This is a genomic window from Paenibacillus sp. GCM10027630, assembly GCF_042676305.1.
GTDB lineage: Bacteria > Bacillota > Bacilli > Paenibacillales > NBRC-103111 > Paenibacillus_S.
In genome coordinates this window covers 1-14,421 of record NZ_JBHTGY010000042.1, presented here as the reverse complement: position 1 = coordinate 14,421, position 14,421 = coordinate 1, and the positions used below count along the sequence as shown (strand labels likewise).

Annotated in this window: 7 protein-coding genes; 1 reads left to right on the top strand and 6 read right to left on the bottom strand. The window is 49.4% G+C overall.

Features of this window, described 5'->3' with window-relative positions; genetic code table 11:
- Positions 1-206: 206 nt before the first annotated feature.
- The 6 genes from ACFQ0C_RS21880 to nagA all read right to left on the bottom strand — a co-directional run bounded on the left by ACFQ0C_RS21880 (position 207) and on the right by nagA (position 13,068).
- Positions 207-410: a hypothetical protein gene (locus tag ACFQ0C_RS21880; protein WP_379369562.1), complete on the bottom strand. Its 204-nt coding sequence runs from the start codon at positions 408-410 to the stop codon at positions 207-209.
- Between the two features lie 14 nt (positions 411-424).
- The gene (locus tag ACFQ0C_RS21875) at positions 425-1,162 is read right to left on the bottom strand and encodes a hypothetical protein (protein ID WP_379369560.1); all 738 of its coding nucleotides are present in this window, start codon (positions 1,160-1,162) and stop codon (positions 425-427) included.
- Entirely contained in the window at positions 1,159-4,659 is a 3,501-nt protein-coding gene (locus tag ACFQ0C_RS21870; protein ID WP_379369558.1) for a family 43 glycosylhydrolase, read from the bottom strand. Before ACFQ0C_RS21870 ends, ACFQ0C_RS21875 begins: the two co-directional genes overlap by 4 nt.
- Before the next feature lie 344 nt (positions 4,660-5,003).
- Complete coding sequence (locus tag ACFQ0C_RS21865) at positions 5,004-10,247, bottom strand: S-layer homology domain-containing protein (RefSeq protein WP_379369556.1); 5,244 nt, start codon at positions 10,245-10,247, stop codon at positions 5,004-5,006.
- Between the two features lie 736 nt (positions 10,248-10,983).
- Positions 10,984-11,622, bottom strand: coding sequence for a hypothetical protein (locus ACFQ0C_RS21860; protein WP_379369554.1), 639 nt, complete (start codon positions 11,620-11,622; stop codon positions 10,984-10,986).
- Between the two features lie 303 nt (positions 11,623-11,925).
- Entirely contained in the window at positions 11,926-13,068 is a 1,143-nt protein-coding gene (gene nagA / locus ACFQ0C_RS21855) for an N-acetylglucosamine-6-phosphate deacetylase (protein ID WP_379369564.1), read from the bottom strand.
- Positions 13,069-13,422: 354 nt separating this feature from the next.
- Between nagA and ACFQ0C_RS21850 the strand changes: the two genes are divergently transcribed.
- Positions 13,423-14,421: IS110 family RNA-guided transposase (locus ACFQ0C_RS21850; protein ID WP_379369552.1), on the top strand; the 999-nt coding region annotated here is incomplete at its 3' end.

The window sequence follows — 14,421 nt, the reverse complement described above, 5'->3', positions numbered from 1 at the left end:
GCTCGAGGTGAAGAACGTCGGAAAGCCGTATGAGGGAAAACCTCACGTACGGTTTGATGAGGAGGGGCTGGATGCCCAGCCCTTCACTCTACTATTTTTCAAGTCTTGGCCCGCAGCTGTTTCTTTTAATGGATCAGTCTAAAACTCATTCTTCAAAAGCTGACGATTTTTCAATTCAAAAAACGCGTCAAATCAATGACTCCAGTCTAGTTCTTTATTTTCATCGAACAGCTGCCTGCCGCAGGCTGTCCGGCGTAACGGTGCAGGACAGTAATCAGTTGTTCCCGGGTAATGGAAGCTTCAGGGGTACTGTCATCGCTGATCCCGGAAACGGTAGCCCAGTCTTTCGCCTTGCTGTACCAATATTCCCCGGCAACGCCATGCAAACGGGCCAGCACGGTAAATAGCATTGCGCGGCTCAAGGCTACATCAGGAGCGAAGATTCCCTGCTCCGTTCCGAGCAGCCATTCGCGGCTTGCTGTGAAGGCAATCGCCTCCGCAGCCTAATGGCTGTGGGGCACATCATGGAAACAACCTTATTGTCGATCAGCTTCACCGTCATATTGCTCTTGGCTGTAAAGCTCAATCCGGCTTCGGTGATAACCGTTCCGATCACTTCCTTGGTTCCGTTTTCCCGAACCGCAAAGGCCACCGTGGAAGCAGAAGCATTCTTAAACGGAATTGTGACCCGCGCTTGCGCTACGCCTTCAGGCAGATGGATAGCGTCAGTTACTCCCCCCAGAGAAGTCGTGGCGGTCTCAACCTTGACTCCCTGCGTATCCGTAGTGACAGAGCAACTGCTTACATCGGGCTTGCTCACGGTCTCACGCTTGCTTCCATTCTGCTTGGTGACAATCTCGGTAATTGTACCATTGCGTTCTTTCGTTATAACTTCACGGTCGCCATTCGGCCCGACAATAGTCTCCGTCACCATACCGGTTGTCTGATCGGTGATGCTGGTGGTCGTGTTGCCATCCCCGATTTTGACCCCAGTAGACGGTGTAGTTGGGACGACTGATTTGCTGCCGCCAATTTGGGGATCTCCGCCGCTTTCACCGCTGTCGTTATGATATTCACCCACAGTTACAACACAAGAAGCTGTGGAGCCGCCGTCTTCAGTGGTTACCATAATAACGGCTGTACCGGAGGCATGAACCGTCACAAGCCATGTCCATCCACGGTAGCTACAGCCGGATTGGAACTGCTCCAGGTCACCGTCTTGTTGGCTGCGTCAGCGGGTTCCACAATTTCGGTAAGCTGGACAGTCGAATCCCTATGGTTGGTATACAGTTGGGCGGTGGTCTGATTCAGGCTCACCCCGGTGACACGCACCGGCTGAGTATAGACTGCAATGGTCACCCCCACATGGGGACTGGCTTTATGGGTATCCGTCTCAGGGTAACGAACCCAATAAGTCCCAGGAGAAAGATTTGCGATGGTATCCCCTTCGACACTCAACCAGGTGCTCCCATTGTCGGAGGACCATTCCATGGAGGGGTTGATCCCGGTGATGCGTCCATCATTGGCCCCAACCGCTGTTTCATTGGTGTGCTTGAGCCCCTCGGGTGCAGCCTTCGGTCCTCCGGTAACCATCGCTTTGAAATCGTCAAAGTCGATGGAGGCGTTGGCATAGCCGTCGATGCCGAACCGCTGGCCGGTCAGCTTGTCGCCGCCTGTGTGGCGGAAGTTGTAGTCAGTGGCCACCTCAACATCGTCTATATAGACGGTATAAGTCTTGGCGTCCCAGTTTGCCACCATTTTGATTTTGTACCATGTATTGTACTGAAAGTCTTTGACTTTGACCTTAGTGGACGGTCCATTCTGGACTACAATTTTACCCATATCAAAAGCCGTGACCATGGAATAATTGCCTGTGCCGCTGTCATTTCGCATCATGGCGCCATTGGCGTACTGGAAGCTGGTGTTTAGTCTGGCGCGGTATTCGATGACGAAGCGCTGACCTGCCTCAGCCTTTACCTCGCCTGCATACGGCAGGAGCAGGTTTGCCTTGCCCGAAGTAGCGGTTGTGGTCAGCCGGAGGAATTTATTCCCGGCCTCTTCCTGCACAGTGGCGGTAGCGCCATTGGTCAGATCTTCGGTGGTAATGCCGTAAGGGTACTTGCCAACCGTATCGCCGGAGAAATCCCGGTAAGCGTTATAGTTTACGCCGTCCCGAATGCTGTTCAGCGAACCTAACAAAGCTGCTTCCGCTTGAGCAAGCTTATCCAGTTCCTCGTCAAACTGTTCTTTGCTCAGATCGGCGTTTACGGCCATCTCTTCCGCCTTGTTCACTTCGGCCACAAAGTCATCATACTTGGATTGGCTATAGTTGCCCAGCCCATCGCCCAAAGGATAGGAGAAGTTGGCCAGCTTGTTGCGGAGTTGATTCGCAATCTCATCAAGGCCCCATCCCGGAATAACGTTTAAGGCAACGGAGGAAGGAAAATCACGGCCATCCAGCTTCAGGGTGATAGGCACCTGGACAGTGCCAAGGGAGTTGAAGTCAAGTCCCTCCGGCTCCCAGCTGACAACTTCTGCCTTCTTCGACTGGCTGTTGTAGACAACATTAACAACGCTGGGTAGCTTAGGGGCCACTCCGGAAGGAATCTTCACTACGGAAACAACCTGAACCGCATCAGAAGCTGCAATAACGGTCAAGTTGAACGCTGCTTTCTTGCCGTTGCAATTGGCTGTAATAAGAGCTGTACCCGGTTTAACCGCATATACCGATTGGGTCACAGAATCCGAATCAATCCTGGCCACCCCAGGATCGCTGCTGGTATACTGGGCAGCCGCTGTCACATTCTGAACCTCATAGTTGTTATAGCGTGCCGTTACCTGCAATGGCCCGCTTGTCTGCCCGCTTGTCAGGATGCGGTGCAATCCGCCGATGGCAACGGACTGCACGGCTTTAGGCTCCGCAGCAACGGTAACCGTGGCTATGGCCGTTTTCCCGTTATATGTGGCGGTGATTGTGGTACTGCCCGCACTTACAGCCTTAACCCTAACCCCTCCGTCCATAACGGCGACCTTCGTATCGGAAGAACTGAAGATTACTCCTGTGTCAACAGCGGTATAGGTAGTGCCTGTTACGCTATACAGGGGCAAACTGCGAGTTTCACCCAACCCCAACGTGTACCCCGGGACATCGAATAACATTTCCGATGCATCCAGCTTAAATATATCCATGCTGTCGATTTCGGCAAGGTTGTTCCCCTTCGAGAAGCGGAGGATATTGTTGCCTTCCCTAAGATAGACTTTTGCCGTAGAGAGTCCCCAACGATTCAGGCCGGAATAGACGATGTTCAAATTGGCGCCGGAATTCCCGTTGACCGACAAGATATGGGAGGCATCGGCCGCATTGGGTGAGCCGTTGGCATTACGCACGAACAGCATATAAAATCCCGCCTCCGGCACGTTTACGGTAAACTGGGCATAATCACTGGCGTTCTTGATGTTGGCGATCTTCATCCCACCGGAAGCGGTGCTTTCCAGCCGGACAGCAGGAGAAGTTTCACCGCCCGGATCCTTCACCAGCAGCGCGTTTTCCGCTTCATAGCGCTTCCGCACCGGCTCGCCCGAAGGCTTGGCAATCGGTGTGTTCGGATCGGCGGGCTCTCCCAGGTTCGGCGTATTGTCTGCGTTCCAGGTGAATTTCTGCGTGTGGACTTTGCGGGTCCATCCCGATCCCGGCCAGCGGGCGGTATGGTAAATGACCCAGTCCTCTGTACCGTCAGGAGACGTGACGATGCTGTGGTGGCCCGGGCCGTAAACGCCATTGGCGCTGGAGAAGATCGGCATGTCTTTTTTCACCCAGGAGCCGGGATTCATCAAATCGTCGCCGATCTTGGCCGTGATCAGCCCGAGGCAATAACTGTCTGTCCAGCTTCCGTTTGCAGAATAGATCAGATTGATTGTGTCGCCCTTTATCGTGACTTCGGGGCCTTCATTGATTCTGGCCGGGGACGATTCCCAATCATGTTCAGACTTCGAGATCAATACCCGTTCCGAGCTGATGGTCCGTGGATCACTCATCTGCGCAATATATAAATTCTGGAAGCTTCCGTCCGTTTCTTCCCAACCGGACCAGATGAAATAGTGTTTCTCATTTACCGTCAGCACAGTGCCGTCGATCGCCCAACGGTCTGTAGAATCGGTAATCTTCCCTTTGAACTCCCAGGTGCCGGTCAACGGATTTTCACTGGCGTTCTCCAGCACGTACATGCGGTGGTTTGCGTTGGTTCCGTTGTCAGCCGCAAAGTAAATATACCATTTGGATTTGCCGTCGGTATCCTTGAGATAGTGCATTTCCGGCGCCCAAACATTGTAGCTGTACATGGTGCCCTTAACCGGCGTCCAGGCCAGGCTCCTCTCGCCCGCCTCAATGCCGGTGATGGTCTTCGCTCTGCGGATCATGATGCCGCTGGAGTTGGCAAATACGTTGTAATAGTAGCCGTCCGTGTGCTTGTAAACCCAGGGATCGGCTCCTGTCTGCATGATTACATTATAGAAATCCGAAACATTCTTCCCCTCCTGCGTAGACGCCGAATCCGGCTTAGCTGGCGTCGGCTCTGCCGCCGCAGCCACTCCGCTCCATTGAGGCAGCATCAGCAGCATCGCGAGACAAAGCAGCAGATCTCTGAATTTTTTTTTGACCATGTGCAATCCTCCTTGGAATCATATCATCCTGTTGTCTATGGCGTTCATGCTCACCTGGAGAAGCCAATAGAATTACCCCGCGGTACGAACTGTAGAAGAACCACCCATCAGCCCTGATGAGTTGCATAAACTGCTTTCATTTTCTCGTTCCCTTGTTGTACTGGTTTTTTTTCGCCCGTTTCCTCATTCTACCTTTCGAAGAATCTTATAAAAATGTACTATCATAATTTTTTTTGTAACCGTTTTACAAAATGGTTGCTCTACACAATATGAGTGTTCTGAAAGGAGCGCAAAACCCGCCGCAAGCCTGTGGGCCTGCGGCGCCGGAGAAGGCATTCACACTTCTATTGTCTGTTGCGCAGCATGTTCAGCAATACTCTAATCGCCTCTGCTCTTGTTGCTTGATCGCCGGGAGCGAATTGGTTCCCTCCTTTGCCTTCAATAATGCCCCGCTTGCTCAAGGTCGCCACGGCACCCTTCGCCCAGTCAGGGATAGCCGTGTCATCCGCAAACCCTGTGGTTGCAGCCTTTTCGCCTGACTGGCTCAGGGCGTTGGCGATCATCTTGGCCATCTCACTGCGGGTAATCTCGGCATCCGGGCGGAAGGAACCATCCTCGTAACGAGAAATGATCCCTACTTGCACCGCTTGCGCCACGGCATTCAGCGCCCATGTACCGATCTTCTCCTTATCGGTGAACGTTAGCGGCGCGCTGTAGAGGCGGTTCCCTTGCGGCTTGAGCGCATTGATGAGCATGGCGGCAAACTCGGCGCGTGTTACGGTTCGATCCGGCTTGAACGTACCGTCCGGATAGCCGCTGACGATTCCCAGGTCAATCGCTTGTTTGACATCGGACTCCGCCCAGTGTGCCGCTATGTCACTCAAGTTGACCATCGGTTTCAGAGCGGGCAAGCTTGCCGCCTGATCGACGCCGAATACCGCAAACTTGGCAACGTTGTTCACCTGCACGGTAATAGAAGTGGCCCCATTGACTTGTCCGCCTAATTCCCTCCAGTTTTTTCGCGCTTCGTCATAGGAGAATACAGTCGGCTTTTGACCCTTCTTTATTTTGGTTGGATCGAAAGTAATGGTCAGAGTGATCTCCTTGTCGAAATTCCCTGGGAAATCCTTCCGAATCTCGAACACCGGACTGACCAGCTCATCTTTGCCTGCAAGCAGCTTTTGCGTGTCTGTTATCTTGCTGATGATAAGCTGGAATTCCTTTCGGGAAGCGCCGGCAGGGATCTCGATCTTAATCTCATCACCTATGCCGAATTCGCCCTTCTTATCTGCTGGAACCGCAAATTGGCTTTTATTCGCCGGAATAACTCCTTCGCTCGTTGGTGTTGATGGTGAACTGCCATCGGAAGAATCCCCATCAAACGAACCTCCTCCAGAAGAACCACCCGAATTTTTAACCGTCCATTGCGCATACAGGGTCAGATTCGCCCCGCCCATTGTGAATACCTGGCCTTCAGTATAGCTGGCTCCGCTGCCATCCGCCCGTACATTCCAGCCGGCAAAGAGATAGCCCGGCTTCTTCAGATTGCCGGTATTGCCATAGACCGATACCGTGACGCCCTGCTCATAGCTGCTGTCATCTACCGGCGCGAGACCACTTGCCGCGCCGTTGCCGTTATAGGTCACGCTGTAGGACGGCGTTCCGAATATCGCCGTGATCACCACCGCCTCGTCTGGCATGGTGAAGGTATTGCCAGTCACATTCAGTCTACTGGGACTATGCACCTTCCAGCCCTTGAAGAGCTGGCCCGGATCTGGAGTGGCGGTTAAGGTAATCGCCGTATCCTTGAGAGCCGACGATACATTGGCGCTGGCAGTGCCGTGTCCCTCAGTAGCCACTGTAATACTATGGCTGGTCAAAGCAAAGCTGTCCACCACATTGACACTGAACACAGCCGGATTCCCCTGATTAAACAGGATAGAGAAGTCCACCTTATCGCCGCTCTTCAACCCCAGTGCGGCCATAGTCTCGCGCTTGATGGTCAACATATCCCCGCTGACCGTATAACCATCCGTTCCCAATGTGCCATGGTATACGGCACCTGTTACTGTTGCTGCATATACCACCCCGGTCACAGACTTGGCTTCATTCCATATGATGCTGGCGCTTACATCCCCGGGAACATAGAGATCATAGGTGGCCTTTTCAGGACTAACATCCGCGTCCTTCTTGGAGACCGTAATGGTGAAGTCCTTGGAGTAGTTCACGTCGATCTCGCTTCCTTCTTCAATCGTAGCGGTGACAATGACTGTTCCCGCTCTTGTGGCGGACAGCACATTTCCATCCAGGGTAGCTCTTGTTTGCCCGGCATCCTTGATGCTCCAGGTGATACTTTTACGCGTGGCCCAATCCGGTGAGACTGTTCCGAAGAGAGTCAGCTCCTGCCCTGCCTGCGCTGCCGCCGGGACAGCAGTAATGTCCGACACCGCGTGGAATGTAGTGTCATAAAGGTTACGCAGCTCAATCTTAAACCGCTGGTTGTCTTTCCCCTCGTCATCGGCCAACCGCATAACAGTGTTGTTTCCTTTGGACGCTTCATTGACCGTAATCACCTTTCCATTGCTTTTGTTGATCACTTTGTAATAATCGCCCTCCTTTTCCAGACGCCACTGTTCAGTATCGGAGGGAGTGGGGGCAGCTTCAATAGTCTGATTTAGAATAAGTTCTTGGATATCCGAATCAGGCTTGATATCGAGGAAGCGTGCTCCACGCATAATTAGGATCCGGTAATAGCCTGTTCCCAGATCCAGGAATCGCACCAATTGACTATTGGTATCGCCATTGGAATATTGGATAACGGCTGCTCCCTGATTATACTTCTCACCTGCCACACTCAGCGCCTTGCCGCTATGCTTCGGCTGGATCTTCACCATCTTCTCGGGGGTAAGTTCCCTGGCCGTCGTGCTCATGAATCCACCGCTGAATTTATCCAGGATCAGGTTGTCTATATTGAGCTGTCCGGTATCCCCTTCCTCACGGCGGAATTCAATGCTATTTTTCCCGGCCTCCAGATTGACCGTCTCGGTCGCGTCCATCCAGGTATCCCAATTCGCTGTCGGCGGCAAGGAAACTTGCTTGACCCGTTTGCCGTTCACATACATGCTCATGGTTCGATTCGACGACTGTACACCCGAATAGCGCAAGGTTGACGTATAGGCCGCTGTATAGGGGACATTCACTTCAAACCCGATAGAATCCCCTTTTTTCTGGAATAAGCCGACATAACCGTTGCCTTCAAACCATAGACGGTCTCTTCCGATACCCACCGTACCTGAGAGGGCTGCTGCTTCCGCCTGATATTTCCAGGGCGTGCGCTTATTCAGATGAATATGATCGATATGGATGACACCTGAATCTCCGATTGCACTCTTATAGGTGATGCTGTTTTTCCCTTTGTTCAGGGGAACGGTTACAATCTGTTCCTTCCACACCTTGGCGCCTCCGGAGTAGGTAAGGACCATGTCCTGCACAGGCGTGCCATTCACCTCCAGCGACAATGTTTTGCCGCCCTGCTCTGTGGCGTACCGCAGCTTGAGATCATAGGAGGCCGCATACTCGGTATCCACAGAGAATTCCACGGACGAGTTCACTTGGGACAGACCACTCACATAACCGATTCCCGTATTCCCATCCTGAGCCTGAACGATCCCGGCATCTGCCCCACCTGTCGTTTTGGCGGATTCCGCCTCATACGTCCAGGTCGCCGCTTCGGTAACGGTGATATAATCCAGATTGACATTCGCCGTATCGCCGCTGTCATACTTATAGGTGATGACATTGCTTCCCTCTTTCAGGAACACATTGTCATATCTGTCGGCCCACTTGTCCCATTCCTTCAGACCGAAGAAATTCGCTTGTTTGATCTTGGCGCCATTCACATACATGGTCAAGGTTCGATCCTCAGTTCCAGCGCCATAAGCCAGCTTGACCGAATAGCTGCCCGCGTGAGGAGCGTTTACTGTAAAGCTGATCGCCGCGTTCGGCTCCGTGAACCCTCTGACAAAGCCTGAACCGCTATATCCCGTATGATCTTGAGCAATTCCCGTGCCTCCGGACAACTCTGCGCCCTCCGCTTCATACAAGACGCTTTTCTTGGCAATGATAGCGTCCAGCCCCAAAGTGCTTTTGCCGGAAAGACGTACGATGTTGCTACCGTCTTTCAGCCGGATGTTGTGAACGGTTTTTAAGTCGAAGTTCAGCTTGTTCTCCGATCCGGCATTAGACGGGAATACAAGCGCGGTAGGAGTCTCCTGGTTCACGCCCAGTGTCATGGTGACCGGTTCTGTCGTATTGTTGTTGTAGCGGAAGTCCAGCGAGTAAATCCCCCCTGTATTCGTGTTGACTGTAAACTCTACATATTCGCTGTCATTGCCATTGCTGTAACGGGCATATCGGCCGGACGAGGCATAGATGCTGTTCATGGTTGCTCTTGCAGCCCCTGATAATTGGGCGTCTTCCGCTTCATAGACTTCGCTCTTCTCCTCCCCGGAGGGGCGGCTAAGCACGGTGCCGGGGTTGGACGGGATGCCCAGATTGATGAAGTCATTGTCGTCCCAATTGATCCGCTGGGCGCGAACCTCTCTGTTCTTGCCGCCTTGACTATGGGTCGGTATGCCATGGTATGTAATCCAGTCCTCTGTGCCGTCTTCAGATTTCAGGAATAACGGCGAGCCTGTCGAATAAGAACCGTTTTCATCCGAACGTTTCATGATCGGCTCGGGATGTTTATTCCATGCCGCTTCATTCTCCACACTTTGGGCCAGATCGGCCCAGGACAGGCCGACAGCATAGTTATCGTGCGTGTAGCTGCTGGCGGAATAGGCAAAATAAACTTTACCGTTTCGCTCCACCACGGCTGCGCCTTCATTAACATTATCAACATACTTCTCCCAGTCGTAGGTCGGCCTGGCTAACGTAATCTCTTCGCCTTCCAATGTCCACGGGTTTTTCATTTTGACAATCGTGGGACATTCATCAAATCTCTCGTTTCCCGTTTTTGGATCTATAAAATAGAAATATTTGGTGTAGGTAAGGTATCTCTGCCCATTGATGGTGACAAAGCCGGTAGGCAGTCCATAGCTTTGCGTATTCAGCAACCCCTGTTGGGGTGTAAGTCCGTCTCCATTATCATATGTTCCCTTCAGTTCCCAGGTCCCTTCAAATGGATCGGGCGAGCTGTTCTCCAGAACATAGGAACTGGGATGGCCATAAGCAAAGCGTCCTGCTTTATCACTAATCTTCGGACCGGAAGCGAAATAGATGTACCATTTGCCATCGATCCTGTGCGCATCAGGCCCCCATATAAATTCCAGGTTTTCAGGTAACTTCCATACTTCTTTACTCTTCGCGGTGGAAACGCCAAGAATGGTTTCATGCCGTTTCAATACAACATTGCCATCGCCTGCCGCGGAATAATAGTATCCATCGTCTTGCCGTTCAATGGTAGGGTCGGCTCCTTTCATCAGCGGGTTAAGATAATGGGATGATACATCCGCATAGGCGATATTGGTCAGCAACATTAGGAGCAGTACCGCCAGGGACACAGCAAACAAACCAATTCTCCTCATAGCAACAATTTCCTCCTTAGGGAATCTTATTGGAGCTTTTTTGGCAGACAGGAAATGATCGCTCATAATTAAGCGCTTTCATTCCCGCTAAAAGCTTCGCTCCATGGATGCTTACACTGTACTATGATCCCTCTATTCCAGGCCTTAAGAATCTTTAGGTCTTTCTGTACGATTTTTGTTATTTACCTAAATCCGCTTTGAAACGGACTGTCCGACTGCGGGGTGATCGAGTAGGAGACTTCATCTCCACGCCACGTAAAAGCAGCCGACCCCAGCCATGTATATAGACCTTTACGTGTGAATTAGCACATAATTCCGGTAATGAAGAGCAGAATAATGCCGCAAAAATAAGGGCAGATTGGACCGATTTTGCATAGTCTTTCGGCAACTTCCCCACAAAATTTGCACATTGTGGCAGCATTTGTTTATGTGAAGCTTCACAAAAACCCAGCCGCAAGCCTATGGTGTTCGATGAAAATAAAGAATTAGACTGGAGTCATTGATTTGACGCGTTTTTTGAATTGAAAAATCGTCAGCTTTTGAAAAATGAGTTTTAGACTGATCCATAAAAGAAACAGCTGCGGTCCAAGACTTGAAAAATAAAGTCTTAGACTGCAGCTGGTGTCATTCAACTAACGTTACCCGTTAGTTTAAACGTCCATTTGGCATTAAGCTATTTAACTTATTGATGACATTCTGAAGTTCCAATTCTGTTGACTTCTTGAAACAGAAAATTTCAAATTACTACTCCTAGTTTTGAGAGAACCCGATCCATTTCATCAAAATGTTCTTTGTCGCTTGAAGCATAGATCAAATCAAAACTATCGTTATTTTTCATCACTGTTATTATGCTGTCATCGTAATTCCCATAAAATTCGATGCCAATCCAATGCCGAAAGGAAATACCTTTATTATTAAAATTTTCACGAATAAAATCCAAGTCGGTTTGTTCAATGGAATAGAACGATTCACAGCCGTATTCAAGAGCGAATACGGTTTGCAAATAGGCCATCGCATGAAAAAAATCGGTCAATGTTTCAAACTCCTTTTTCCATACCTTTTCATCGTAACTCATATAAACAGGGGGATTGGACCTGGATAAATCGTTCTTATGGATTCCCCAAACACAGACACGTTGATTCTCGCAATAAAAAATTAAATATTCACTATGTTTGAAGTATTGGAGTTGCTCGGGTTTGATCAAACTATCTTGCGTATGATTCAGCCGCTCGTCTTTACCGAGTTCCAAATAATAATCTATAAACACCTGGGGCAATTCACCAAAATTATTTTTAATGGTTTGTATCTCGTCATGACTAAACCCATTTTGTTTCGTAATATGAAACAGCTTTTTAATCATTGTAAAATCAGTCATCCGCATCACACCTTATCCTTGTATAATACTCCATCGATTGACTTAAGAATATTCCAAGTCGGTCTCCTTAACAATCAAGAGAGCATATTATACACCCACTTTACCATATCTTTACTCCACTATCCTGCCCGTTACTTGAATGAACAAAAAAAGAGCCGCCGGCGAGGCAAGCTCCTTCACTATCTTTCCACGTTGAACGGACTAACTAATTAACAACCGGGCAACTATCCATATCGTCTCTCTCATTACTACCATTCAAGAAGCTTAGAGTGTCAGTACAATCTCAACACTAATATTAGATTATCAACGTATTATTTGACCCTTAATCATTGTCCATTGTACTTTGAAATGTTCATCTAACAAGACGAGATCAGCATCAAAACCTGTTAAAATCCTACCTCTAGTGTCAAGACCTAGTATTCGTGCGGGTGTGGTTGCAGCCATTTGAGTAGCATCTTTTAAAGATATGCCGGTTTCAACTGTTAGACGAAGTGCCTCATTCATCGTAACCGTGCTGGAGGCTAACGTCCCATCATCTAATCGCGCCACACCATTGGATACACGAACATGATGTCCACCGAAAACATAGTTACCATCTCCTAATCCCATAGCTTGCAAAGCGTCAGTGATGAGTACTATGCCGTCCGGTCCTTTCAAACGATGCATCATTCGGATGATCGCAGGATGCAAATGAATGCCATCCACAATCGCTTGAAGGCTTACATGCTCTTCTTCAAAAGCGGCTACTACAATACCGGGTTCCCGATGATGAATCGGACGCATGCCATTAAAGCAATGGGTAACATGACTTGCTCCGGCTGCAAAGGCTTGCTTTGCTTCGCTATAGGTTGCATCAGAATGAGCAACGGAAATGATGACTTCCTGTTCCTTCAGAAAAGAAATGAGTTCCATCCCGCCAGGTAATTCAGGGGCAATCGTAACCATTTTAATTAGTCCGTCAGCTTCTTCGAAAATCTCTTTCATTTCCTTTATATCCGGATGACGTAAAAACTTTTCATTTTGCATGCCTTTACGCGCCTTATTCAGATAAGGGCCCTCCAGATGTATCCCAGCAATTCGGGCTCCAACTTCACGGCCAATTACACGTTTAACACTACGTATCATGGCTAGCAGGTCCTCAATGGTAGAGCTTACAGAAGTCACCAGAAACGAAGTGCAACCCGTTGCAGCACAAGCACGCGAGACCTCCTGGATGCTCGCTTCACTTCCATCCATCATATCGAATCCGTTCGCACCATGAATATGCACATCAATCATGCCTGGGATTAATACATGGTCTTTACCATCCACAAGCTCATAATCACCTGCCGGAAAGGACGAATGGCCACTTTCTACCTTCTCGATCATTCCATTTCTTATCCATACCATGGCCGGTAAAACGCGGTTATCTGATTGAACCACTTTGACCTTGAGCAATAATTTCATTTCTGTTTCCATTATAATTATCTCCTTACATTGAATGTAACTAAAATATCTTCAAAATCGAAATCTATACGATAAACCGACTTGCTTTTTACTTCATGAACTCAACCACTGTATACTAGCCATCCTACATTATCTTCATAAGGAAATAAAGCCAGCTGTCTGAATAGCTATAGCTCCGTCCTTCCAACTTTACGAAAAAGGATTCTCATGAATTAATGTTACGTTCTCCTGCCCGTTACTTTAATAAACAAAACGAGGAGCTGCCACGCGGCAAGCTCCTCCACTATCGTTCANAAGATGGGGTTACGCACGAGGTCATAGCCTCAAAAAGCCCATCTAGGAGGTCGCTCTATCATGAAGTTTAAGGCACAGGACAAACAAAATCAACTCATAGAAAACATTACCGTTCATCATCTGGTCGTTGGTGTAGACATCGCCCAGGAAGTCCATGTCGCCCGCGCTGTCAGCTTTCGAGGGATTGCTCTGGGATCTCCTCTTGAGTTCGGTAATCATCGTGAGGGGTTCAAGTTATTCGAGCGCTGGATCCAGGATCTGCTTAAATCCTACAAACTGAGCCATGTTATGGTTGGCATGGAACCAACCGGTCACTACTGGTTCAACCTTGCACGTTGGCTTGTCGAGCAAGATATTGAAGCCGTTCTGGTTAATCCTCATCTCGTTAAAAAGAATAAAGAAAACCGGGATAATACACCGTCTAAAAGCGATCATAAGGACGCGCTTGTCATTGCAGATATGATCAAAAACGGGTACTACTCTCCTGTTCGTTTTCACCCGGAAGCTTACGAGGAACTACGTATTCACATGGCTAACCGTGAAACCGTAACGAAACGTCTTAACAGTGCAGTGAATCAGCTTCATCGCTGGGTTGACATTGTCTTCCCTGAACTGCGTCTGGTCTTTAAAATCCTTACCTGTACCAGTGCAATCGCAACACTCAGACTCTTCCCTTTACCGAGAGATATCAGTCGTTTGAACACGGAGCAGATTCTAGGCGGCTGGAAGCAATATGTGAAGCGTCATGCTGGCGTTAAGCGCGCCAATTTGCTCATTTCACTAGCAAAATCCAGTGTTGGCACCACCCAAGCACTACATGCTTACAAACTTCACCTTGGGCAATTACTCCAAGAATATGACTTGGCGCAGAGCCAGCTTGAACAGATTGAGCAAGAGGTCCATCTCATTCTTGAACGTATTCCTTATGCTCAGAAGATGCTTGAAATACGAGGTATCAACGTCACGAGTCTAGCTGGAATACTTGGTGAGGCTGGTGATTTAAGCGGGTATACGCATGGAAATGCGCTGCTTCGGCATGCCGGGTTGAATCTAGCCGAG